The organism is Azoarcus indigens (assembly GCF_004361735.1).
GTDB lineage: Bacteria > Pseudomonadota > Gammaproteobacteria > Burkholderiales > Rhodocyclaceae > Azoarcus > Azoarcus indigens.
Genome location: NZ_SNVV01000006.1, coordinates 154,971 through 179,946, shown reverse-complemented (window position 1 = coordinate 179,946; position 24,976 = coordinate 154,971). Strand labels below are relative to the sequence as shown.

Below are 24,976 nucleotides of genomic sequence, written 5' to 3'. Positions count from 1 at the left end.
GAATCCACCTCGCATCCACGCGCGGAGCGCCGCTGCGCGGCCCGTACGCGCGATAATCCCGCCCCTCGACGAGGCAGGAGATTCTACGCGATGTCCAAGGCTGCGGCCCTGATGGTGCAGGGCACGACTTCCGACGCCGGCAAGAGCACGCTGGTGGCCGGGCTGGCGCGGGCGCTGCGCCGGCGCGGGCTGCGGGTGGCGCCGTTCAAGCCGCAGAACATGGCGCTGAATTCGGCGGTGACGGTGGATGGCGGCGAGATCGGCCGCGCCCAGGCGCTGCAGGCGCTGGCCGCCGGCGTGCCGGCGCACACCGACTTCAACCCGGTGCTGCTCAAGCCTTCGTCGGACATCGGCGCCCAGGTCATCATTCACGGCAAGGCGGTGGCCGATCTCTCGGCGCGCGATTATCACCGCTACAAGCCGACCGCGATGGCGGCGGTGCTGGCCTCCTGGCGGCGGCTGGAGGCGGCCTACGACTGCGTGCTGGTCGAGGGCGCCGGCAGCCCGGCGGAGATCAATCTGCGCGACCGCGACATCGCCAACATGGGCTTCGCCGAGGCGGCGGACGTGCCGGTGATCCTGGTGGCGGACATCGACCGCGGCGGCGTCTTCGCCCACCTGGTCGGCACGCTGGAGCTGCTGTCGCCGTCGGAGCAGGCGCGGGTGAAGGGCTTCGTCGTCAATCGCTTCCGCGGCGACATTGGCCTGCTGCAGTCCGGCCTGGACTGGCTGGAAGCGAGGACGGGGCGGCCGGTGCTGGGCGTGCTGCCCTATCTGCATGGCCTCTTCCTCGACGCCGAGGATGCGGTGGCCGGCGGCGGCGTGGCGCCGGAGCAGGCGGCGCTGCGGGTGGTGGCGCCGGTGTATCCGCGGGTATCCAACCACACCGATCTGGACGCGCTGCGCCTGCATCCCCAGGTGGATTTCCAGTGGGTGGGGCCGGGCCAGCCGATTCCGCCGGCCGACCTCATCGTGCTGCCGGGTTCCAAGAGCGTGCAGTCCGACCTCGCCTGGCTGCGTGCCCAGGGCTGGGAGGCGGCGATACGCCGGCATCTGCGCTACGGCGGCAAGCTGATCGGCATCTGCGGCGGCTTCCAGATGCTGGGCACGGCGCTGGACGATCCGCTGGGCCTGGAAGGCCGACCGGCGCGGGTGGCCGGCCTCGGCCTGCTGGACATGGAGACGGTGCTGGAGCGGGAGAAGCAGCTGGCCAACGTCGCCGGCACGCTGGCCCTGCCGGGCGCGCCGGCGGTGAGCGGCTACGAGATCCACATGGGCGTGAGCCGCGGCCCGGCGCTGGCGCGGCCGGCGGTGGAGCTAGGCGGCCGCAGCGATGGCGCGCTGTCGGAGGACGGTCAGGTGCTGGGCAGCTATCTGCACGGCTTGTTCGACCATCCGGATGCGCTGGCCGCGCTGCTGGGCTGGGCCGGGGCGCAGGCGCTGGCGCGGGTCGATCTGGCGGCGCGACGGGAGGCGGACCTGGACAGGCTGGCGGATACGGTGGAGCGGCACATGGATGTGGCTGCGCTGCTGGAGGCGGCGGGAGAGGCGCGGCGGCCGGCTTGAGCGGGCGGCTGCGTCGCGGTTGACGGGGTTGTGCGGCAGGCGGGTGTAAATGCCGCGCTGGCTCGTCTGTCCGTCCGCTCGGCAGGAGGCCCGTTCGCCCTGCGCCTTCTGGCTGACCGGGCGCCGCTCAGCGGCCGCTGAACACGGGCTTGCGCTTCTCCAGGAAGGCGGCCAGGCCTTCGCGGTAATCCTCGGTGTCCAGGAAATCGAAGGCGGCGCGCTTTTCCGCCCCGCTCAGTGGGGCGGCCGACTGCAGCCGGCGCGCCCAGGCCTTGTGGGCGCGGGCAACGCCGGGCGCGCCGGCGGCGATGCGGCGGGCGCTGGCCTGGGCTTCGCCGAATACCGCCTCGTCGCCGACGACGCGGGTGAGCAGCCCTTTCTGCAGCGCCTCCGCCGCGCTCAGGATGCGGCCCTCCAACAGGATCTCCAGCACCACCGCCGGGCCGGCCAGCGCCAGCAGGCCGGCCATCTCACCCGGGTACATCGAGAAGCCCAGTTTGTTGATCGGTGCGCCGAAGCGGGCGGACTCGCCAGCGATGCGCAGGTCGCAGCAGCCGGCGATCTCCAGCCCGCCGCCGATGCAGGCGCCGCTGATCGCCGCCACCGTCGGCACCGGGCAGTCGCGCACCGCGGCCAGTGCGGCGGCGACGCCATCCTCGTGGTAGCGCAGGGCGTCATCCACCGTGGCGCGCACGCGGAGAAATTCCTCGATGTCGCCGCCGGCGGCGAAAGCCTGGTTGCCAGCGCCGCGCAGGATCACGCAGCGCAGCCCCGGCTCGGCCGACAGCGTCTGCATGCTGGCGCGCAGGCCGTGCCACATGGCCAGGTCCACCGCATTGAGCTTGGCCGGGTTGGACAGGGTGACGGTGGCGATGCCGTCCACGGTTTCGGTCAGGATGCTTCCGCTCATCTTCAGGTCCGCGCAGGGATGTGGGTGGGGCGGCGCAGGAGCGCCGTGGCGGGCGCCGTACGCCTTCGTATGGGCCGGGTATGATAGCCGACTCGCCATCCCGCGCGATGAGGCGGTGGCCGGCCCGCGTCGGCCGCGAGGGGGCGGCTGTGGGCTCCGGCGGCGGGGCGCATGTCGATGCAAGCGGCGGGAATCCCGGCGCTGCGCCGCCGTCCAATCCGGAACCTGCATCCCGAACAGAGAGGAAACAGCATGGCCAGCAGCCGTATCGAAACCGATTCCATGGGGCCGGTGGAAGTCGCCGCCGACCGCTACTGGGGCGCGCAGACGCAGCGCTCGGTGCACAACTTCCCGATAGGCGTCAGCCGTTTCCGCTGGCAGCGGCCGATGATCCGCGCCTTCGGCCTGCTGAAGAAGGCCGCCGCCCAGGCCAACGCCGAGTTGGGCGAGTTGCCGGAGCCCATCGCCGCGCAGATCGTGCGCGCGGCGGACGAGGTCATCGCCGGCGCGCTGGACGATCACTTCCCGCTGGTGGTGTTCCAGACCGGCTCCGGCACCCAGTCCAACATGAACGCCAACGAGGTGATCGCCAACCGCGCCATCGAACTGGCTGGCGGCGAGCTGGGCAGCAAGTCGCCGGTGCATCCTAACGACCACGTCAATCGCGGGCAGTCGTCCAACGACACCTTTCCGACCGCGATGCATCTGGCGGTGGTGGGCGAGCTGCACGAGCGCCTCTTCCCCGAGGTGACCGCGCTGCGCGACACCCTGGCCGAACGCGCCGCCGCCTTTCGCGACGTGGTCAAGACCGGCCGCACCCATTTGCAGGACGCCACGCCGGTAACCTTGGGCCAGGAGATAGGCGCCTGGGTGGCGCAGATCGACTTCGGCCTTGCCGCGGTGCATGCGGCGCTGCCGGGGCTGCACGACCTCGCCATCGGCGGCACCGCCGTCGGCACCGGGCTGAACGCCCATCCGCGCTTCGGCGACAGCGCCGCCGCCATCCTCGCCCGCCTCACCGGCCAGCCCTTCCGCAGCGCGCCGGACAAGTTCTTTGCCCTGTCCGCCCATGACGCCCTGGTGCAGACGTCGGCGGCGCTGCGCACCCTGGCCGGCGGGCTGATGAAGATGGCCAATGACGTGCGCTGGCTCGCCAGCGGGCCGCGCTGCGGCATCGGCGAACTGCGCATCCCGGAGAATGAGCCGGGCTCGTCGATCATGCCGGGCAAGGTCAACCCCACCCAGTGCGAGGCGCTCACCATGGTCTGCGCCCAGGTGTTCGGCAACGACGCCACGGTGGCCTTCGCCGGCACCCAGGGCAACTTCCAGCTCAACGTCTACAAGCCGGTAATGGCGCACAACGTGCTGGAGAGCATCGCCCTGCTGGCCGACGCCTGCGCTGCCTTCCGCGAGCATTGCGCTGTCGGCATAGAGCCGGACTACGCGCGCATCCAGGCGCATCTGGAGGCCAACCTGATGCTGGTCACCGCGCTCAACCGCCACATCGGCTACGACCGCGCCGCCGAGATTGCCAAGAGGGCGCACCACGAGGGCCTCAGCCTGCGCGAGGCGGCGCTCGCCAGCGGTTATGTGAACGAAGAGCAGTACGCCCGCTGGGTGGTGCCGGCGGACATGACGGGCGCGTCGGCGCAGACGGGCTGAAGGGCGCGGTGATAGACTCCAGGCGGGTACCGCCGCTCCGGCCGGATGCCGGAAAGGGTGGTCCCGCAAGGAGTCCTTCCCGTGTCTTTGTTCAACAATCTGCTGCTCATCCTGCTTCTCATCGCCGTCAGCGCCTTCTTCTCGCTGTCGGAAATCTCACTGGCCGCGTCGCGCAAGATCAAGCTGCGGCTGATGGCCGACGGCGGCCACGCCGGCGCCGCTCGGGTCCTGCAACTGCAGGACAGCCCAGGCAACTTCTTCACCGTGGTGCAGATCGGCCTCAACGCGGTGGCCATCCTCGGCGGCATCGTGGGCGACCAGGCGCTGTCGCCCTACGTCGAGGCGGCGCTGGTGTCGGTGTATGACGGCCCGGCGCTGGGCACCGCCAGCTTCATCATCTCCTTCATCTTCGTCACCTCGCTGTTCGTGCTCTTCGCCGACCTGATGCCCAAGCGCCTGTCCATGGTGCGGCCGGAGCGGGTGGCGGTGGCCATCGTGCGGCCGATGCAGCTGTGCATGTGGCTGTTCGCGCCGCTGGTGTGGGTGTTCAACGGCCTCGCCAACTGGCTGTTCCGCCTGCTCGGCGTTCCCAACGCGCGGCCGGACGACATCACCGCCGACGACATCGTCGCCATGGCGGATGCCGGCGCCCAGGCCGGCGTGCTGCTGAAGCAGGAGCAGCACCTGATCACCAACGTGTTCGAGCTGGATTCGCGCATCGTGCCGTCGGCGATGACCGCGCGCGAGAGCATCGTCTATCTCACTTTGGGCGAGTCGGAGGAGAGCATACGGCGCAAGATCGCCGAGCACCCGCACGGTAAGTTCCCGGTGTGCGAGAGCACCATAGACAGCGTGATCGGCTATGTGGACGTGAAGGACATCCTGCCGCGCATCGTCACCGGGCAGGACCTGTCGCTGCGCACCCAGCCCATCGTGCGCAAGGTGCTGATGCTGCCGGACACGCTGACGCTGTTCGAGGCGCTGGAGCGCTTCCGCGACGACAAGGAAGGCTTCGGCCTGGTGGTCAATGAATATGCGCTGGTGGTCGGCCTGCTGACGCTGCAGGACGTGATGAACACGGTGATGGGTGACCTGGTGAGCCCCTTCCAGGAAGAGCTGATCGTGCAGCGCGACGACCATTCCTGGCTGATCGACGGGGTGACGCCCATCGAGGACGTGATGCAGGCGCTGCACATCGAGGTCTTCGAGGGCTTCCAGAACTACGAGACCATCGCCGGCTTCCTGATGTACATGCTGCGCAAGGTGCCCAAGCGCACCGACTTCGTGCGCTACCACGGCTACAAGTTCGAGGTGGTGGACATCGACAACTACCGCATCGACCAGGTGCTGGTGACGCGTGAAGAGGGCGCGGCCGCGCCTGTCACGGCGGGCTGAGGCGTTTCCGCCAGGCGTTCAGCGGCAGGGTTTCAGGCGGCGCGGTTACGCGCCTCGGCGATGCGGGCCAGCGCCGCGCGGCCGCTGCTGATGTGCTCGCGCATGCGCGCCTCGGCTGCTTCCGCATCGCGGGCGAGCAGGGCGTCCAGGATGCCACGGTGCTCGGCCAGGGACTGCTCCAGCCGGCCTTCCGAGAACAGCGAGTGGTGGCGCGACAGCTTGATGACCTTGCGCAGATCCTCGATCACCTGCAGCAGCCAGCGGTTGTCCGCCAGCGACTGGACGCGGTGGTGGAAGGCCTGGTTGGCCTCGAAGAAGCGGTCGATGTCCTCGGCCTCCGCGGCGCGTTCCAGGTCCCGGTGTATGTCCTGGAGTTCCTCGAGTTCCGCGGCGCTGGCGCGGGCGGCGGAACTGCGGGCGCATTCGCCTTCCAGCAGCGCCATGATGGTAAAGACCTCATCCAGGTCGCGTTCCGAGATCTCGGTCACATAACAGCCCCGGCGCGGCTTCAGCGTCACCAGCCCCTCGGAGGCCAGCACCTTCAGCGCCTCGCGCAGGGGCGTGCGGGAGATGCCGTACTGCTCCGCCAGCGCTTGTTCGTCTACCCAGGTGCCGGGCGGCAGTTCGTGGGAGAAGATGCGCTGGCGCAGTCGTTCAGCGACTTCCTGGTACAGCGCGAGCGGAGCGATGCGGGACGCGGTCATGGCGTGGAAACGGCAGGGCTGGCGAAACGGGACGCGCAAGGATAACCGCTTCCGTGCCCGATCTCACCCTGGCGTTGCATTCATAATTATGGATACAGTATTATCTGCCGCCAACCGAAGTCAAGGTGGTTTCCGTTGTGCGGCGTAGCATGGGAGGCCTCGCGGCAGTCAATGCCAGGGGTACATGAGAGGGACTGCGCCGCACGGGAGCGTCGGCGGCCGTCTGCGGGAATATCCGCGGACGGCCTCGTCGTCGCATCCTGCTTCGCAGTGGCCGGCCTGGTGCCTGGCCTGGCGGAGCGGATGCCTACGTATGCGGTGCCAAGCGAGCGCGGAGGATGTCCGCGTTCCATGCGAATCTGCTGGGTCGTCCAGGAGCGGCCCTAGTACCGGAGAGCTTTGCCATGTCGAACGCCAACCCGCCCCTCTATCCGCAGCCTGACCTCGAGGCCTGGAACAAGGCGGCCGCCAAGCAGGCGCCGAACGGGGATCTGCAGAAGCTGAACTGGGTGACGCCGGAAGGGCTGACGGTGAAGCCGCTCTACACCGCCGCCGACACCGCCGGCCTGCCACACGCCGACACCCTGCCGGGCTTCGAGCCCTTCCTGCGCGGGCCCCAGCCCACCATGTACGCGGTGAAGCCCTGGACCATCCGCCAGTACGCCGGCTTCTCCACCGCCGAGGCCTCCAATGCCTTCTACCGCAAGGCGCTGGCCGCCGGCGGCCAGGGTGTGTCGGTGGCTTTCGACCTCGCCACCCACCGCGGCTACGACTCCGACCATCCGCGCGTCACCGGCGACGTCGGCAAGGCCGGGGTGGCGATCGACTCGGTGGAGGACATGAAGATCCTGTTCGACGGTATTCCGCTGGACAAGATCTCGGTGTCCATGACCATGAACGGCGCGGTGCTGCCCATCCTGGCAGGCTACATCGTCGCCGCCGAAGAGCAGGGCGTGGCCCAGGAGAAGCTGTCGGGGACCATACAGAACGACATCCTCAAGGAGTTCATGGTCCGAAACACCTACATCTATCCGCCCACGCCGTCGATGAAGATCATCGCCGACATCTTCGGCTACACCGCGCAGCACATGCCGAAGTTCAACTCCATCTCCATCTCCGGCTATCACATCCAGGAGGCGGGGGCGAACCAGGCGATCGAGCTGGCCTTCACCCTGGCGGACGGCCTGGAGTACGTGCGCACAGGCATCGCCAGCGGCATGGACGTGGATACCTTCGCCGGCCGCCTGTCCTTCTTCTGGGCGGTGGGCATGAACTTCTACCTCGAGATCGCCAAGATGCGGGCGGCGCGCCTGCTGTGGTGGCGCATCATGAAGCAGTTCGAGCCCAAGAGCCCGAAGTCCATGATGCTGCGCACCCACTCGCAGACCTCCGGTTGGTCGCTCACCGAGCAGGACCCGTACAACAACGTGGTGCGCACCACCATCGAGGCGATGGCGGCGGTGTTCGGTGGCACCCAGTCGCTGCACACCAACGCGCTGGACGAAGCCATCGCGCTGCCCACCGAGTTCTCCGCCCGCATCGCGCGCAATACCCAGATCATCATCCAGGAAGAGACCCACATCTGTAACGTCGTCGACCCCTGGGCCGGCTCCTACATGATGGAGAAGCTCACCCAAGACATGGCGGACAAGGCCTGGGCGCTGATCGAGGAGATCGAGGCCATGGGCGGCATGACCAAGGCGGTCGAGTCCGGCTGGGCCAAGATGAAGGTGGAGGAGTGCGCCGCCGAGAAGCAGGCGCGCATCGATTCGGGCAAGGACGTCATCGTCGGCGTGAACAAGTACAAGCTCGCCAAGGAAGACCCGATCGAGATCCTGGACATCGACAACCACGCGGTGCGCGAGGCGCAGATCGCGCGCCTGAACAAGATCCGCGAAAGCCGCGATGGCGCCGCGGTGCAGGCCGCGCTGGATGCGCTGACGCGCTGCGCCGAAACCGGCGACGGCAACTTGCTCGACCTCAGCGTGAAGGCCATCCGCTTGCGTGCTACCGTGGGCGAGGTGTCGGACGCGCTGGAGAAGATCTTCGGCCGCTACCGCGCCAACCCCCAGGCCGTGTCCGGCGTCTATGGAGCCGTCGTGGAAGAGCAGGAAGACTGGAAGGCGCTGAAGGGCGAGATCGAGGCTTTCGTCGCCGACGAAGGTCGCCGGCCGCGCATCATGATCGCCAAGTTGGGCCAGGACGGCCACGACCGCGGCGCCAAGGTGGTGGCCTCGGCCTTCGCCGACCTCGGCTTCGACATCGACATCGGCCCGCTCTTCCAGACCCCGGAAGAGGCCGCCCGCCATGCGGTGGAGAACGATGTGCACGCGGTCGGCTGCTCCAGCCTCGCCGCCGGCCACAAGACCCTGGTGCCGCAGATCATCGCCGAGCTGAAGAAGCTGGGCGCGGACGACATCATCACCTTCGTCGGCGGCGTCATCCCGGCGCAGGACTACGACGCCCTCTACGCCGCAGGCGCCAAGGGCATCTTCGGCCCCGGCACGCCGATCCCGGTGGCGGCGCGCGAAGTGTTGAAGCAGATCCGCGCCGCGCGGATTGCGGCCTGAGCACGGGCCTCGGGTTCAAGGCCGTCCGGAGTTGCCGCATCCCGGTATGAATTCCGCCGAAAGACCACCCGGCCAGGGCATCACGCTGGATGCCGCCGACCGCACGCTGGTGGCGGGCGTGCTCGCCCGCCAGCTGCGGCCGCTGGCGAAGACCATCACCCTGGTCGAATCCCAGCGCGAGGATCACAAGCTGCGTGCCCGCGCGGTGCTGGAGGCCTTGCTGCCGGCCAGCGGCGGCGCGGTGCGCATCGGCATTTCCGGCGTGCCGGGCGTGGGCAAGTCCACCTTCATCGAGGCGCTGGGGCTGTACCTGATCGGCCAGGGGCATCGCATCGCGGTGCTGGCGGTCGATCCGTCCTCCACGCTCACCGGCGGCTCCATCCTCGGCGACAAGACGCGCATGGAGCTGCTGTCGCGCGAGACCGCCGCCTTCATCCGCCCCAGCCCTTCGGCCGGCTCGCTCGGCGGCGTGGCGGAGAAGACGCGGGAGACCATGTTGGTGTGCGAGGCGGCCGGCTTCGACGTGATCATCGTCGAGACGGTGGGCGTCGGCCAGTCGGAGACCGCGGTGGCCGGCATGACCGACATGTTCTGCCTGCTGCAGCTGCCCAACGCCGGCGACGATCTGCAGGCGATGAAGAAGGGCATCGTCGAGCTGGCGGATCTCATCGTGGTGAACAAGGCGGACATCGATGCCGCCGCCGCCACCCGCGCCAAGGCCCAGCTGCAGACCGCGCTGCACCTGCTGCGGCCGGCCAGCCCGAACTGGAGCCCGCCGGTGCTGACGCTGTCGGCGTTGCAGAAGGAAGGCGTGGAAGCTTTTTGGCGCACGGTGGGCGAGTATTGCGACATCATGCGGCGCAGCGGCGAGTTCGACAGCCGCCGCCGCAACCAGGCCCTGGCCTGGATGTGGGAATTGATAGACGCCGGCCTGCGCAGCCGCTTCCGCGGCGACGGCCAGGTGCGCGAGGCGCTGCCGCGGCTGGCGGCGGCGGTGCAGGCGGGAGAGACCACGCCGGCTGCTGCCGCGCTGACCCTGCTCGGCTACCTTGGTTGAGGCGGGGAAGGGCATGGTCACGCAGCCGCCGGCGCAGCCACCCATTCGGTAATCGGTAACACGGAAACAGCGTCACCCGGTGCGGAGTCGTGCCGGCAACGGAATCGACAGGAGACCTTCTATGCACGAAATCATCCGCCGGCTGGACGAGAGCCGCGCCGCCGCCCGTCTCGGCGGCGGCCAGCGGCGCATCGACGCCCAGCATGCCAAGGGCAAGTTGAGCGCACGCGAGCGCATCGAGCTGCTGCTGGACGAGGGCAGCTTCGAAGAGTGGGACATGTTCAAGGAGCACCGCTGCACCGATTTCGGCATGGCGGATGCCGAGAAGATTCCGGGCGACGGCGTGGTCACCGGCTACGGAACTGTCAATGGCCGGCTGGTGTTCGTCTTCAGCCAGGATTTCACCGTGTTCGGCGGCTCGCTGTCCGAGACGCATGCGCAGAAGATCTGCAAGGTCATGGACCACGCGCTCAAGGTGGGCGCGCCGGTGATCGGCCTCAACGACTCCGGTGGCGCGCGCATCCAGGAAGGGGTGGATTCCCTCGGCGGCTATGCCGACGTGTTCCAGCGCAACGTCATGGCCTCCGGCGTGATCCCGCAGATCTCCATGATCATGGGCCCCTGCGCTGGCGGCGCGGTGTATTCGCCGTCGATGACCGACTTCATCTTCATGGTCAAGGATTCCTCCTACATGTTCGTCACCGGCCCGGAAGTGGTGAAGACGGTGACGCATGAGGAAGTGACCGCCGAGGAACTGGGCGGCGCGGTGACCCATACCAGCAAGTCCGGTGTCGCCGACCTCGCCTTCGAGAACGACGTCGAGGCGCTGGGCATGCTGCGCCGCTTCATCGACTTCCTGCCGCTGTCCAACCGCGAGAAGGCGCCGGTGCGGCCCACCACCGACCTGGCCGACCGCATGGACGAGTCGCTGGACACCCTGGTGCCGTCCAACCCCAACCAGCCCTATGACATGAAGGAGCTGATCACCAAGGTGGTGGACGAGGGCGACTTCTTCGAGCTGCAGCCGGATTACGCCAAGAACATCGTCATCGGCTTCGGTCGCATGGAAGGGCAGACGGTGGGCATCGTCGCCAACCAGCCGCTGGTGCTGGCTGGTTGCCTGGACATCAAGAGCTCGATCAAGGCGGCGCGCTTCGTGCGCTTCTGCGATGCCTTCAACATCCCGGTGGTGACTTTCGTGGATGTGCCCGGCTTCATGCCCGGCACCGCCCAGGAATACGGCGGCATCATCAAGCACGGCGCCAAGCTGCTCTACGCCTATGCCGAATGCACTGTGCCCAAGATCACCGTGATTACCCGCAAGGCCTACGGCGGCGCCTACGATGTGATGAGTTCCAAGCACCTGCGCGGCGATGTGAACCTCGCCTGGCCGACCGCCGAGATCGCGGTGATGGGCCCCAAGGGCGCGGTGGAGATCATCTTCCGCGAAGAGAAGAACGACCCGGAGAAGATCGCGAAGCGCGAGGCGGAGTACAAGGAGAAGTTCGCCAACCCCTTCGTCGCCGCCCACCGCGGCTTCATCGACGACGTCATCATGCCGCATGCCACCCGCAAGCGTATCTGCCGCTCGCTGGCGATGCTGCGCGACAAGCAGCTGGAAAACCCGTGGCGCAAGCACGGCAACATTCCGCTCTGAGCCTTGGGGGAAGAAAAAGCATGTTCAAGAAGAACCTGATCGCGAATCGCGGTGACCAGCCGCGCAGCGGCGCAGCGACGCAGTCACATCGGCTGGCATGCAAGGCATGCCGTGGCGATTTCACCGCGGAGACCACGCATGTTTAAGAAGATCCTGATCGCGAATCGCGGTGAAATCGCCTGCCGCGTGATCAAGACTGCCCGCAAGATGGGCATCAAGACGGTGGCGGTGTATTCCGAGGCGGACAAGGACGCCCTGCATGTGGACCTCGCCGACGAGGCGGTCTGCATCGGGCCGGCGGCATCCAAGGAGTCCTACCTGGTGATGGACAAGATCATCGCCGCCTGCAAGCAGACCGGCGCCGAGGCGGTGCATCCGGGCTACGGCTTCCTGTCGGAGAATGAGGCCTTCTCCCGCCGGCTGGAAGAGGAAGGCATCGTCTTCATCGGTCCGAAGCACTACTCGGTCGCCAAGATGGGCGACAAGATCGAATCCAAGAAGCTGGCCAAGGCCGCCGGCGTCAGCACCATTCCCGGCTACAACGATGCCATCGCCGGGCCGGAGCAGGCGGTGGAGATCGCCAAGGGCATCGGCTACCCGGTGATGATCAAGGCCTCCGCCGGCGGTGGCGGCAAGGGCCTGCGAGTCGCGTTCAACGACCAGGAAGCCTTCGAGGGCTTCGCCTCCTGCCAGAACGAAGCGCGCAACAGCTTCGGCGACGATCGGGTGTTCATCGAGAAGTTCGTCGAGGAGCCGCGCCACATCGAGATCCAGGTGCTGGCCGACGCCCACGGCAACACCCTCTACCTGCACGAGCGCGAATGCTCCATCCAGCGCCGTCACCAGAAGGTGATCGAAGAGGCGCCCAGCCCCTTCCTCGATCCCGCCACCCGCAAGGCCATGGGCGAGCAGGCGGTGGCGCTGGCGAAGGCGGTGGAATACCAGTCCGCCGGCACGGTGGAGTTCGTCGTCGGCAAGGACAAGTCCTTCTACTTCCTGGAGATGAACACCCGGTTGCAGGTGGAGCACCCGGTCACCGAGTTCATCACCGGGCTGGACCTGGTGGAGCAGATGATCCGCGTCGCCGCCGGCGAGAAGCTGTCCTTCACTCAAGAACAGATTCCGCTGAAAGGCTGGGCGATGGAATGCCGCATCAACGCCGAAGATCCCTTCCGCGGCTTCCTGCCCTCAACCGGCCGGCTGGTGCGCTTCCAGCCGCCGGCCGAGGTCGAGGGCGCGGTGCGGGTGGATACCGGCGTCTATGACGGTGGCGAGATCTCGATGTTCTACGACTCGATGATCGCCAAGCTGATCACTCACGGCGCGGACCGCGACCAGGCCATTGCCCGAATGCGCGAGGCGCTGGACGCCTTCCTGATCCGCGGCATCAGCTCCAACATCCCCTTCCAGGCGGCGCTGATGCAGCATCCGCGCTTCGTCTCCGGCAACTTCAACACCGGCTTCATCGCCGAGGAGTACCCGAAGGGCTTCGACGCCTCCATGGTGCCGCACGACGATCCGGCGCTGTTCGTCGCCGTGGCCGCAGCCATGCACCGCGCCTACCAGGACCGGGCGGCGCAGATCAGCGGCCAGATGCCCGGCCACGAGCGGGTGGTGAAGGACGACTACATCGTCATCCGCGGCGAGGAGCGCTGCCCGGTGACGGTGGTGCCGGCGGCCGAAGGCTACGCGGTGAGCCACCGCGGCGAGACTTACGCGTTGCGCACCAGGTGGAAGTTCGGCGAGCTGCTGTTCGCCGGCAGCCTGAACGGCAAGCCCTTCACCATGCAGGTGGAGCGCGCCGGCCTCAAGTACCGCCTGTCCCACGCCGGCAGCCAAGCCGTCTGCATGGTGATGAGCGTGTCCGCCGCCGCGCTGCAGGCGTTGATGCCGGTGAAGCTGCCGCCCGACCTCTCCAAGTTCCTGCTGTCGCCCATGCCCGGCCTGCTGCGCGAGGTCGCGGTGAGCGAGGGCCAGGAGGTCAAGGCCGGCGAGAAACTGGCGGTGATCGAGGCGATGAAGATGGAGAATGTGCTCAAGGCCGAGCAGGACGGCAAGGTGCGCAAGGTGGTAGCCAGCCCTGGCGCCAGCCTGGCGGTGGACGAGGTCATCATCGAGTTCGAGTAAGGCCGCCTGTTGCCAAGCCGATGGCGCCCCTGAACAGGGGACGCCACCTGAAAAGCCCGCGTCGTGCGGGCTTTTTTTTGCGGTGGGGGGGCGCACGGGCGGCCAGCCGGTGGCCGGGCTGTTTCATCCATCGGCCGGCTGCCGGGCGGCGTCTGCCACGGTGCGCCAGCCGATACCGGGGTGAAATCCATTTCGGCATAGATTATTTGCGCAAAGATAATTGTGCGAATATAATTCGCCGGCTTGCCGCCGCCCGCCTCTTGCGTGGCGGTCCCGCTTCACCGCCAGCGTGCGCGCCCGCCCGGCTCTGCCCGGCCTCCTTTCCCCGCGCCGCTGCCGGTCAAACCCGTTCCCCGAACCGCTTCCGGCCGCGTCCTTCCCGTCGCGCCGGTGAGGGGTGCCCGGCTCAACGAGGAGGTTCCATGACAGCTCAGCTGCAGACTGCGGCACGCCAGTGGCCAGTCGCCCGTGGCGATGTGATCGCCCCCCAGCCTTTCAAGGTCTACACCCAGCGCGACCTGGAGCGCATCGCTCCACTGGCGGCGATGTCCGAAGAAGCCCGCTTCGAGATGAAGGTGGTGTCCACCGTGCTGCCCTTCCGGGTGAACCAGTACGTGATCGACGAACTGATCGACTGGAATGACACCCCCGCCGACCCCATCTTCCAGCTCACCTTCCCTCAGCGCGGCATGCTCACCGAAGGCCATTACGAGTGGATCGCCGAGCTTTACCGGCGCGATGCCGACAAGGCCGAGATCGACGCGGCGGTGCAGGAGATCCGTCTGGAGCTCAACCCGCACCCGGCCGACCAGATGGAGATGAACATGCCGCGCGACGAAGTCGGCGAGCGGCTGGACGGCATGCAGCACAAGTACCGCGAAACCGTGCTGTTCTTCCCCAGCCAGGGCCAGACCTGCCACAGCTACTGCACCTTCTGCTTCCGCTGGGCCCAGTTCGTCGGCGACAAGGCGCTGCGCATCGCCGCCTCCGAGGCGCAGCGGCTGCACGCCTACTTGCGCAAGCAGCCGGCGGTCACCGACCTGCTGTTCACCGGCGGCGACCCGATGGTGATGAAGACCAAGCACCTCGCCGGCTATCTGGAGCCCTTGCTGACCCCGGAGTTCGGACACATCCAGACCATACGCATCGGCACCAAGGCGCTCAGCTTCTGGCCGCACCGTTTCCTCGGCGCCGACGATGCGGACGAACTGGTCCGCCTGCTGGAACGTATGGTCAAGGCCGGCAAGCATGTCGCGCTGATGGCGCACTACAACCATTGGCGCGAGCTGGAGACGCCGGCCGCACGGGCCGCCATCCGCCGCATCCGCGACACCGGCGCGGTGATCCGCGGCCAGGGGCCGCTGATCGCCCATATCAATGACAACCCGGCAGTGTGGGCGCGGCTGTGGCAGACCCAGGTGCGCTTGGGCATCGTGCCCTACTACATGTTCGTCGAGCGCGACACCGGCGCCCGCCACTACTTCGAAGTGCCGCTGGCGCGCGCCTGGGAGATCTACCGCGAGGCGATGCAGCAGGTCTCCGGCCTCGCCCGCACCGCACGCGGCCCCAGCATGTCCGCCAGCCCGGGCAAGGTCGAGATCCAGGGCGTCACCGAGATCGGCGGCGAGAAGGTTTTCGTGCTGCGCTTCATCCAGGGTCGCAACCCGGACTGGGTGCAGCGCCCCTTCTTCGCCCGCTATGACCCGGAAGCCACCTGGCTGAACCACCTGCGGCCAGCCTTCGGCGAGGAGAAGTGGTTCTGGGAGGAGGAGTACGAGGCGCTGCGCGAGGACAGGCTGGCCGTCGCTGCCTGAGCCGGCGCCACCCGGCCGGGCGGCTTTCCGGCCGGCCCTCCGGCCATCTCCATGCCCTACGACAAAGCCCGCCGCAAGGCGGGCTTTGTCTGTCTATACCACGCCGCGCCCCCGCCACATAATGCAGGGCGGCCGGCAGCCAGCCGGCGGGACCGGACGAGAGCGGAGGCCACCATGCGGCTGGGCAGGGAAAGCGACAACGTCGAAGACAGGCGCGGCTCGGGCGGAGGCGGCGCCGGCCGGCTCGGGCTGGGCGGCCTCATCCTGGCACTGGCGGCGCTCTACTTCGGCGTCGATCCGGCGGTGGTGATGCAGATCGCCGGCCTGGCCGGGCAGGGCAGCAACGTCTCCGCGCCGGCCTCCGGCGAGGCGCCCACCGACGAGGCCGGCCGCTTCGTCTCCATGGTGCTGGCGGATACCGAGGACACCTGGGGCCCCCTGTTCGCCGCCAACGGCCGCCGCTACGAAGCGCCGGTGCTGGTGTTGTTCTCCGGCTCCACCCGCAGCGCCTGTGGCGTTGGCCAGGCGGCGATGGGGCCTTTCTACTGCCCGATGGATCAAAAGCTCTACATCGACCTTTCCTTCTACGAAGAGCTGAAGCGGCGCTACCGCGCGCCCGGCGACTTCGCCCAGGCCTACGTGATCGCCCACGAGGTTGGCCACCATGTGCAGAACCTGCTCGGCATCTCGGCCAAGGTGCAGGAAGCGCGCCAGCGCCTGAACGAGCGTGAGGGCAATCGGCTGTCGGTGCGGCTGGAACTGCAGGCCGACTGCCTGGCAGGCGTCTGGGCCTACCACGCCGACCGCGCCCGCCAGATCCTGGAGAGCGGCGACGTGGAGGAAGCGCTGAGCGCAGCCGCCGCCATCGGCGACGACCGCCTGCAACAGCAGGGCCGCGGCTATGTCGTGCCGGACAGCTTCACCCACGGCAGCTCCGCCCAGCGGGTGCGCTGGTTCCGCACCGGCCTGGAACAGGGCAGCCTGCGCGCCTGCGACACTTTCGCCGCCGGCGCGGCGGTGAACTGAAAGGGCTTGAGGAAAGCGGCCGCTGAAGGGCGACCCGGCCGCGCTGAAGTCTTGCGCGGGAGGCTGCGTCCGCTGTCCCGCGGAGCTGCCAGTCGTCGGATTTCAGCCCGCCAGCGTGGCGTAGGCCTGGATCACCTCAGGCGGGGCCTGCACCAGTTCCACCAGTACGCCTTCGCCGCCGATGGGGAACTCCTCGTTGCCCTTGGGATGCAGGAAGGTGATGTCGTAGCCGGCGGCACCGCGGCGGATGCCGCCGGGAGCGAAGCGCACGCCCTGGGCCGTCAGCCATTCCACGCAGCGCGGCAGGTCGTCCACCCACAGGCCGACATGGTTGAGCGGGGTCGCATGTACCGCCGGCTTCTTCTCCGGGTCCAGCGGCTGCATCAGGTCCACCTCGACCTTGAACGGCCCCTTGCCCATGGCGCAGATGTCCTCGTCCACGTTTTCCCGCTCGGAGGAAAAGCTGCCCTGAACTTCCAGCCCCAGCATGTCCACCCACAGGCTGCGCAGCTTCTCCTTGCTGGTACCGCCGATGGCGACCTGCTGGATGCCGAGGATCTTGAACGGGCGCTGGGACATGGGATACTCCGGAACTGGATTAAGAATTCATAATTATAGAGGGCTGGGGTGATAGCCGTGCAAGAGCCCGCTCGATCCGCCGGAACGCGGCAGCGTCCTGCTGCCGGGCCTGGGGGCCGCCTGAGCCGCATTCACTCCCAGCTCACCTGTGCCGACAGTAGATAGCCCGCCCCGTACACCGTGCGGATCAGCTTCGGGTTCTGCGGGTCGTCGTCCAGCTTGCGGCGCAGGCGGGAGATGCGCACGTCTATGCTGCGGTCGAAGGGATCGACCTCGCGCTCGCCCAGCAGCTGCTCGCGCGACAGGATCTTGTTCGGCCGCCGCAGCATCAGCGCCAGCAGGCCGGCTTCGGCGGCGGAGAGGCCGATCTCGCGGCCGTCGGCGGCCACCAGCACATGGCGGCCGTTGTCGAAGGCCCAGCCGGAGAAGCGGGCGAGGGTGCGTTCGGCGCTGGCTTCCGGCGGCGCGGCGCGCTGGTAGCGGCGCAGGATGGAGCGCACCCGGGCGACCAGCTCGCGCGGCTCGAAGGGCTTCACCAGGTAGTCATCCGCGCCCAGTTCCAGGCCCAGCACCCGGTCGGTGACGTCGTTGCGGCCGGTGAGGATGAGCACCGCGCAGGGGCTGTTCTCCTGCAGTTCGCGCACCACCTGCATGCCGTCCATGTCGGGCAGGCCGAGGTCCACGATGCACAGGTCGGGCGCCGACTGGCGGGCGCGGGACAGCAGCTGGCGGCCGGTGGAGAGGTGCTCGGCGCGGAAGCCGTATTCGGCCAGTGCGGCACAGATCAGGCGGGCGATCTCGGGTTCGTCCTCCAGCACGAACAGCGTCGGCGGTGTGCTGGACGGGGAGGTGGCCGCGGATGTTTCGGGGCGGGTGGTGTTCATGATGGACCGTTTTCCTCCAGGGAGAGAATGGCGCTTCCTTGGGTGCTCCCCGCGGCGGTGATGGCCTCCGCCAGGGCTTCGGCGAGCGCGGCGGGATCGAAGGGCTTGCGCAGCACCGGCAGCTCGACGCCGGCACGGCTCACCGCGTTGCCGCTGGCATAGCCGGTTATCAGCAGGATGGGCAGCTCCGGTCGCAGCGCGCGGGCGCGGCCAGCCAGCTCCGGGCCGCCGATGCCGCCGGGCATCACCGTGTCGCTGATCAGTACCGCGATGTCCGGCACCGCTTCCAGCAGGGCCAGCGCCTCGATGCCGTTGCCGGCTTCCAGCACCGCATGGCCGAGGCCGAGCAACTGCAGGCGGATGACCTTGCGCACCTCCGGCTCGTCCTCCACCAGCAGTACCGGGCCGGGCAGCTTTGCCGGCTGCCCGGGGGCGGACGACGGAGAGGGCGCGGGCGCCGGCGGCGGTGCCATCGGCAGCACGAAGCGCACATTGGTGCCGCGCCCGGGCGTGCTGAGGATGCGGATGTTGCCGCCGGACTGGCGCAGGAAGCCGTACACCATCGCCAGCCCCAGGCCGCTGCCGCCGCCGAAGGGCTTGGTGGTGAAGAAGGGCTCGAACACCCGCGGCAGCAGCGCCGGGTCTATGCCGCAGCCGGTGTCGGAGATGTCGATCTGCACGTAGTCGCCGGGCGCCACCTCGACCAGGTGGGCGATGCCCTCGTCCAGCTTCCGGCTGGAGACGGCGATGGTCAGCTCGCCGCCCTCGGGCATGGCGTCGCGGGCGTTGAGCGCCAGGTTGAGGATGGCGTTCTCCAACTGGTGCGGATCGACCAGCGCATGCAGCGGCTCGCCCGGCAGCCGCAGCCTTACCTTGATGGTCTCCGCCAGCGAGCGCACCAGCAGGTGGGACATGTTGTGCACCAGCACGCCGACTTCCACCGCGGTGGGCTCCAGCGTCTGCCGGCGGGAGAAGCTGAGCAGGCGCTTGATCAGTTCGGCGCCGCGGCGGGCGGCCTGCATCGCCGGCTCCAGGTATTCCGGCCGGGCGCTGGCCTCGGCCTGAATGGCGGAGAGGTTGCCGATGATGATGGTGAGCAGGTTGTTGAAGTCGTGCGCCAGGCCGCCGGTGAGCTGGCCGACCGCTTCCATCTTCTGCGCCTGGATCAGCGCCGCCTGGTTGGCCTTCTGCTCGGTGATGTCGGTGGACATGACGAAGAGGCCGGCCACCTCGCCATCGGCGCCGGCCTCGGGCACCAGCACGCTGCGGGCGTGCACCGTGTGGCCGCCGGCGCTCTTGCGGCTGTATTCGTAGGACACGCGCTCGCCGCCGTGCGCCCGTTCGAGGTGGGGATGGATCTGGGCATAGGCGTCCTCGCCGAAGATCTCGCGGATGCTGCGGCCGACGATCTCGTCCTTGCCGCAGCCGAACCATTCGGCATAACCGCGGTTGGCGAACTGGTAGATGTCCTCGCGATCGACGTAGGCGATCAGCGCCGGGATGGAGTCCACGATGAGCTGCAGCCGTGTCTCGCTGCGGCGCAGGGCGCCGGCGATCTGCTCCACCTCGGCCTTGGCCTGTGCCAGTTGGGCATTGGCCTCGGCGAGCTGGGCATTGGCTTCCGCCAGCTGGCTGTTGGCCTGCTCCAGTTCGGCGGTGCGGGCGCGCACCCGGGCTTCCAGCGAGGCATTCTGTTGCTGGATCAGCGCCTCGTAGCGGCGCTGCTCGGTGATGTCGGTCCACAGCGAGACGAAGCCGAGGTTGGGAATCGGCACGCCGCGTATCGACAGGATCTTGCCGTTGGGGCGCGCACGCTCGGTGTAATGCGGCTGGAAGGCGCGGGCGGCGGCAACGCGCTGGGCGACCAGGGCGTCGATGTCGCCCGGTCCGTATTCGCCGCGCTCGGCGTTGTAGCGGATGAAGGCCTCGAAGGGGGTGCCGACCTCGGCCAGGGATTCCGGCAGTTCCAGCAGGGCGAGGAAAGCCTTGTTCCAGGCTACCAGCCGCGGGCCGGAGTCGAATACCGCCAGGCCCTGGTCCAGCAGGTCCAGGCCGGCCAGCAGCAGATCGTACTGGCGGCGCTGCTCGGGGGTGTCAGTGCTAGTCGCCATGAGTGGCGGGTCTCCATCCACTGGATCTTGTTTTATGCGGCCATGGTTGCACATTCGCCCGCGGGCGGGAACCCGCGGGGCGGGTGATGCCAGGGCCGACGATGGCCCAGGCCGACGATGGCCCAGGCCGACGACTCAGCCCGGCGGCGCCGTCTGCGCTGGCTCCGCCTGCGCCAGCTGGCGGCGGAAGCGTTCCGGCGACAGGCCGGTCCAGCCGACCACCGCGCGGTAGAAGGCGGAGGGGTCCGCGTAGCCGAGATCGGCGGCGAGGTCGGCGATGGGCTGGCGGCTCTTGGCCAGGCGGGCGAGGGCGAGGTCGCGGCGCAGCGCGTCCTTGATGGTGCGGAAGCCGGAGCCTTCCTCCTCCAGCCGGCGATGCAGGCTGCGCGGCGACAGGTGCAGGCTGCGGGCGACGTCTTCCAGTGTCGGGTTGTCCGGCAGGGCGGCACGCAGCAGGTCGCGCACCCGCAGCACCATCTCGCGGTCGCGGCGGTAGAGCATGGTGATGCGGCCGGGCGCACCGTCGAGGAAGGCGGCCAGCGCGGCCTCGTCGCGGCGCAGCGGCAGGTCGAGCAGATTGCGCTTGAAGCGGGCGGACAGCACTTCGCCGCCGAAGCTGGAGTGTTCGGTATAGACCAGGGCGTAGTCGTCCGCATGCGCCGGCCGGGCGTAGGGGAAGCGCACCGCGTCCAGCGCCAGGCCGCGGCCGGCGAACCAGCTGGCCACGCCATGTACCAGGCGCAGCAGCCATTCGAAGGCGAACACCCGCGCGGGCGCGTCGGGATGGTCGGTCAGCGCACGGGTTTCGGCGATGCGCAACTCGGCGTGCTCTGCATGCCGATGCAGGCTCAACGCCAGATCGGGCAGCACCAGCCGCAGGAAGCGGGCGGCGCGTTCCAGCGCTTCGCCCAAGGTGGCGGCGCCCAGCATGCCGCGGCACAGGAACTCGAAACAGCCGGGCGCGAGCGGGCGGGAGAACAGGCCGAAGCCCTCATCGCCCAGCTCGGCGACGATGAGGTTGTAGAGCGCGGCGTAGCGGTCCAGCGCCACCCGGTCCTCCGCGCCGGCCAGGGTGATGCCGGCGGCGGCCAGCAGCGGTGCAGGGTCCAGCCCGCGCTGGCGCATGCCGGCCAGCATGCCTGTGACGAAGCCGGCGGCGACCGTGGCCCGCGGCCGTGCCGGCGGCGTGGCGCTGCGGGGGTGATCAGCACTCGTTCGGGTGTGCGGCATGGCGGGGAAGGCGGGCCGAGGGTGGGGCGATTGTGCGCCTGGGGCGCGGGAGGGAACAACTGGCGGTTTGTGCAATTCCAGCTGGAGAGGCTATCCGCTTCCGGGAGAAGTGGCTGCAATAAAGGGAAAGGAAGGCCGCCTGGATATCGGGGAATGCATGGCGGAATTCGCACGATTCCCGTCCGCGCCGGCAATGGCAATCCCGCGGGGCCGCTCCTAGCATGGAAGGAGAAACCATATAAGGGAGCAGGAGACATGACCGACCTCAGCGTTGCCCGCAAGCTCACGCCCTATCGTCCCGTCAACAAGGTGCGCTTCGTTACCGCGGCGGCGCTGTTCGACGGCCACGATGCCTCCATCAACATCATGCGCCGCATCCTGCAGGCCACCGGCGCCGAGGTGATCCACCTCGGCCACAACCGCTCGGTGGGCGAGATCGTCGCCGCGGCGCTGCAGGAGGATGTGCAGGGTATCGCCATCACCAGCTACCAGGGCGGCCACGTCGAGTTCTTCAAGTACATGCTGGACCTGCTGCGTGAGCAGGGCGCCGGCGGCATCAAGGTGTTCGGCGGCGGCGGCGGCGTCATCGTGCCGGCGGAGATCCGCGAGCTGCACGACTACGGCGTCAGCCGCATCTACTCGCCGGAGGACGGCGCCAGCCTCGGCCTGCAGGGCATGATCAACGACCTGGTGGAGCGCTGCGACTTCAACCTCGGCGCCGCCGCTCCCACCGCGCCGGAAGCCATCCTCGCCGGCCTGGCCGATGGCGACCGCGCCGCCCGCCTGCGCCACTTGGCGCGCCTCATCACCGCGCTGGAGAACGGCGCCTGCAGCGAGGCGGCACGCCGGGCGCTGCTCGACGCCGCCGCCGGGCAGCGCATTCCGGCGCTGGGCATCACCGGTACCGGCGGCGCCGGCAAGAGCTCGCTCACCGACGAGCTGGTACGCCGCTTCCGCCTCGACCAGCAGGACGGCCTGCGCATCGCCCTGATCTCCATCGACCCCTCGCGCAAGCGCACCGGCGGCGCGCTGCTGGGCGACCGCATCCGCATGAACGCGATCGACCATCCCAACATCTTCATGCGCTCGCTGGCGACGCGGGAGACCGGCTCCGAGGTTTCCGCCGCACTGCCGGAGGTCATCGCCGCCTGCCGCCTGGCCGGCTTCGACCTGGTGATCGTGGAAACCTCCGGCATCGGCCAGGGCGACGCCGCCATCGTGCCCTTCGTCGATCTCTCCCTCTATGTGATGACGCCCGAATTCGGCGCCGCCAGCCAGCTGGAGAAGATAGACATGCTGGACTTCGCCGACTTCATCGCCATCAACAAGTTCGACCGCAAGGGCGCGGAGGACGCCCTGCGCGACGTGCGCAAGCAGTACCAGCGCAACCGCGAGTTGTTCGCCCAGGCGACGGAGGAAATGCCGGTGTTCGGCACCATGGCCAGCCGCTTCAACGACGACGGCGTTACCGCGCTTTACCACGCCCTGCTGCCGCGGCTGCGCGAGCAGGGGCTGGAGGCCGGTGCCGGCTGCCTGCCGGCGGTGGCGGTGAAAGCCTCTTCCCGCAGCCGCGCGGTGGTGCCGGCGGAGCGCAGCCGCTACCTCGCCGAGGTGGCCGATAGCCTGCGCGGCTATCACCGCATGGTGGCGGCGCAGGCCCGCATCGCCCGCGAGCGCCAGGCGCTGCGCACCAGCCGGCAGTTGCTGGAGGCCGCCGGCAAGGCCGCGGACGACGTCGCCGCCCTGCATGCCGCCAAGGAGCGGGAACTGCTGCCGCAGGCGCGCGCCCTGCTCGACGGCTGGCCGGAAACCCGCCGCCGCTACGAGGCGGACGACTACGTGGTGAAGGTGCGCGACAAGGAAAGCCGCACCCCGCTCTACACCGAATCCCTGTCCGGCAACCGCATCCGCAAGGTCGCGCTGCCCGCCTTCGAGGACGAAGGCGAGCTGCTGCGCTTCCTCATGAAGGAGAACCTGCCTGGGGCCTTCCCCTACACCGCTGGCGTCTTTCCCTTCAAGCGCGAGGGCGAGGACCCGACGCGGATGTTCGCCGGCGAGGGCGATGCCTTCCGCACCAACCGCCGTTTCCACGCCCTGTCGGAGGGCATGCCGGCGCACCGCCTCAGCACCGCCTTCGACTCGGTGACGCTGTACGGCTGCGACCCCGACCTGCGGCCGGACATCTACGGCAAGGTCGGCAACTCCGGCGTCTCCATCGCCACGCTGGACGACATGAAGGTGCTCTACGAAGGCTTCGACCTGTGCGCGCCCAGCACCTCGGTGTCGATGACCATCAACGGCCCGGCGCCGGTCATCCTCGCCTTCTTCTTCAACACCGCCATCGACCAGCAGCTCGCCGCCTTCGAGGCCGCGCGCGGCCGCGCGCCGGACGCCGGCGAGCTTGCCGCCCTGCGCGCCCGCACCCTGGCCACGGTGCGCGGCACGGTGCAGGCCGACATCCTCAAGGAGGATCAGGGCCAGAACACCTGCATCTTCTCCACCGAGTTCGCGCTGAAGATGATGGGCGACATCCAGGAATACTTCGTGCGCCACAAGGTGCAGAACTTCTACTCGGTGTCGATCTCCGGCTACCACATCGCCGAAGCCGGCGCCAACCCCATCAGCCAGCTCGCCTTCACGCTGGCCAACGGCTTCACCTACGTCGAGAGCTACCTCGCCCGCGGCATGCACATCGACGATTTCGCGCCCAACCTCAGCTTCTTCTTCAGCAACGGCATGGACCCGGAATACACCGTGATCGGCCGCGTCGCCCGCCGTATCTGGGCGGTGGCGATGCGGGACAGATACGGCGCCAACGAACGCAGCCAGAAGCTCAAGTACCACGTGCAGACCTCAGGCCGCTCGCTGCACGCGCAGGAGATGGACTTCAACGACATCCGCACCACGCTGCAGGCGCTGATCGCCATCTACGACAACTGCAACAGCCTGCACACCAACGCCTATGACGAAGCCATCACCACGCCCACCGAGGAAAGCGTGCGCCGGGCGATGGCGATACAGCTCATCATCAACCGCGAGTGGGGCCTGGCGAAGAACGAGAACCCTGGCCAGGGCAGCTTCATCATCGACGACCTGACCGACCTGGTGGAGGAGGCGGTGCTAAAGGAGTTCGAGGCCATCGCCAGCCGCGGCGGCGTGCTCGGCGCGATGGAAACCGGCTACCAGCGCGGCCGCATCCAGGAGGAATCCCTGCTCTACGAGCACCGCAAGCACGACGGCAGCTACCCCATCATCGGCGTGAACACCTTCCTCAACCCGCATGCCAAGGCGGCGCAGGAAGTCGTGCTCGCCCGTTCCACCGAAGAGGAAAAGCGCAGCCAACTCGCCCGCCTGGCCGCCTTCCAGGAAACCCATCGCGACGAGGCGCCGCAGTGGCTGGCGCGGCTGCGCGACACGGTGATCGCCGACGGCAATGTGTTCGAGGTGCTGATGGACGCGGTGCGCCACTGCTCGCTGGGCCAGATCACCCAGGCGCTGTACGAGGTCGGCGGGCAATACCGAAGGAATATGTGACGCTTGGAGAACGCTTCCAGCAAAGACGGCGCTACGGCGCCGTTTTTGATTTCAATGACATGGTCCGCGCGCCGGGAACAATTCCCTACATTCCACAAACAGTTGCGCAAAAAAGTGCTGTCACAGTAAGGACAATCAAAAGACGACGCC

Annotated in this window: 17 protein-coding genes; 11 read left to right on the top strand and 6 right to left on the bottom strand. The window is 68.4% G+C overall.

Annotation, left to right across the window (positions count from 1 at the left end):
* The first annotated feature begins 90 nt into the window (after positions 1-90).
* Complete coding sequence (locus C7389_RS09175; RefSeq protein WP_133590567.1) at positions 91-1,566, top strand: cobyric acid synthase; 1,476 nt, start codon at positions 91-93, stop codon at positions 1,564-1,566.
* 127 nt (positions 1,567-1,693) lie between these two features.
* On the opposite strand, the gene C7389_RS09170 is transcribed toward C7389_RS09175, so the two are convergent.
* Positions 1,694-2,476 (bottom strand): enoyl-CoA hydratase/isomerase family protein, encoded by a 783-nt coding sequence (locus tag C7389_RS09170; RefSeq protein WP_133590565.1) that lies wholly within the window; start codon positions 2,474-2,476, stop codon positions 1,694-1,696.
* A gap of 252 nt (positions 2,477-2,728) precedes the next feature.
* Here C7389_RS09170 and fumC point away from each other — a divergent pair, with 252 nt between their 5' ends.
* Both fumC and paeA read left to right on the top strand, forming a co-directional pair.
* On the top strand, positions 2,729-4,138 hold the full coding sequence (gene fumC, locus C7389_RS09165) for a class II fumarate hydratase (protein WP_133590563.1): 1,410 nt from the start codon (positions 2,729-2,731) through the stop codon (positions 4,136-4,138).
* Positions 4,139-4,219: 81 nt separating this feature from the next.
* The gene (gene paeA / locus C7389_RS09160) at positions 4,220-5,533 is read left to right on the top strand and encodes a polyamine export protein PaeA (protein ID WP_425455568.1); all 1,314 of its coding nucleotides are present in this window, start codon (positions 4,220-4,222) and stop codon (positions 5,531-5,533) included.
* Between the two features lie 32 nt (positions 5,534-5,565).
* Here the strand turns inward: paeA and C7389_RS09155 are convergent, their stop codons facing one another.
* A complete protein-coding gene (locus tag C7389_RS09155; protein ID WP_133590559.1) occupies positions 5,566-6,237 on the bottom strand; it encodes a GntR family transcriptional regulator in 672 nt (223 codons plus the stop codon).
* Positions 6,238-6,641: 404 nt separating this feature from the next.
* On the opposite strand from C7389_RS09155, the gene scpA reads away from it, so the two are divergent.
* The 7 genes from scpA to ypfJ all read left to right on the top strand — a co-directional run bounded on the left by scpA (position 6,642) and on the right by ypfJ (position 16,488).
* Positions 6,642-8,807 carry a methylmalonyl-CoA mutase gene (gene scpA / locus C7389_RS09150; RefSeq protein ID WP_133590557.1) on the top strand — a complete coding sequence of 722 codons (2,166 nt, stop codon included), beginning with the start codon at positions 6,642-6,644 and terminating at the stop codon, positions 8,805-8,807.
* A 46-nt stretch (positions 8,808-8,853) separates the two neighbouring features.
* On the top strand, positions 8,854-9,864 hold the full coding sequence (gene meaB / locus C7389_RS09145) for a methylmalonyl Co-A mutase-associated GTPase MeaB (protein WP_133590555.1): 1,011 nt from the start codon (positions 8,854-8,856) through the stop codon (positions 9,862-9,864).
* A gap of 121 nt (positions 9,865-9,985) precedes the next feature.
* Entirely contained in the window at positions 9,986-11,521 is a 1,536-nt protein-coding gene (locus C7389_RS09140) for an acyl-CoA carboxylase subunit beta (RefSeq protein ID WP_133590553.1), read from the top strand.
* Positions 11,522-11,541: 20 nt separating this feature from the next.
* Entirely contained in the window at positions 11,542-11,667 is a 126-nt protein-coding gene (locus tag C7389_RS25685) for a hypothetical protein (RefSeq protein ID WP_281275370.1), read from the top strand.
* On the top strand, positions 11,660-13,648 hold the full coding sequence (gene accC / locus C7389_RS09135; RefSeq protein ID WP_133590551.1) for an acetyl-CoA carboxylase biotin carboxylase subunit: 1,989 nt from the start codon (positions 11,660-11,662) through the stop codon (positions 13,646-13,648). Before C7389_RS25685 ends, accC begins: the two co-directional genes overlap by 8 nt.
* 422 nt (positions 13,649-14,070) lie before the next feature.
* On the top strand, positions 14,071-15,462 hold the full coding sequence (locus tag C7389_RS09130) for a KamA family radical SAM protein (RefSeq protein ID WP_211168245.1): 1,392 nt from the start codon (positions 14,071-14,073) through the stop codon (positions 15,460-15,462).
* Positions 15,463-15,636: 174 nt separating this feature from the next.
* Positions 15,637-16,488 carry a KPN_02809 family neutral zinc metallopeptidase gene (gene ypfJ / locus C7389_RS09125; protein WP_133590549.1) on the top strand — a complete coding sequence of 284 codons (852 nt, stop codon included), beginning with the start codon at positions 15,637-15,639 and terminating at the stop codon, positions 16,486-16,488.
* A 102-nt stretch (positions 16,489-16,590) separates the two neighbouring features.
* Here ypfJ and C7389_RS09120 read toward each other — a convergent pair whose 3' ends face one another.
* The 4 genes from C7389_RS09120 to C7389_RS09105 form a co-directional block, all read right to left on the bottom strand.
* A complete protein-coding gene (locus C7389_RS09120; RefSeq protein WP_133590547.1) occupies positions 16,591-17,067 on the bottom strand; it encodes a VOC family protein in 477 nt (158 codons plus the stop codon).
* Positions 17,068-17,198: 131 nt separating this feature from the next.
* On the bottom strand, positions 17,199-17,951 hold the full coding sequence (locus C7389_RS09115; protein ID WP_133590545.1) for a response regulator transcription factor: 753 nt from the start codon (positions 17,949-17,951) through the stop codon (positions 17,199-17,201).
* Positions 17,948-20,062: a PAS-domain containing protein gene (locus C7389_RS09110; protein ID WP_133590543.1), complete on the bottom strand. Its 2,115-nt coding sequence runs from the start codon at positions 20,060-20,062 to the stop codon at positions 17,948-17,950. Before C7389_RS09110 ends, C7389_RS09115 begins: the two co-directional genes overlap by 4 nt.
* 135 nt (positions 20,063-20,197) lie before the next feature.
* A complete protein-coding gene (locus C7389_RS09105) occupies positions 20,198-21,292 on the bottom strand; it encodes an AraC family transcriptional regulator (RefSeq protein WP_425455567.1) in 1,095 nt (364 codons plus the stop codon).
* A gap of 255 nt (positions 21,293-21,547) precedes the next feature.
* Here C7389_RS09105 and icmF point away from each other — a divergent pair, with 255 nt between their 5' ends.
* Positions 21,548-24,826, top strand: coding sequence for a fused isobutyryl-CoA mutase/GTPase IcmF (gene icmF, locus C7389_RS09100; protein WP_133590541.1), 3,279 nt, complete (start codon positions 21,548-21,550; stop codon positions 24,824-24,826).
* Positions 24,827-24,976: the final 150 nt, after the last annotated feature.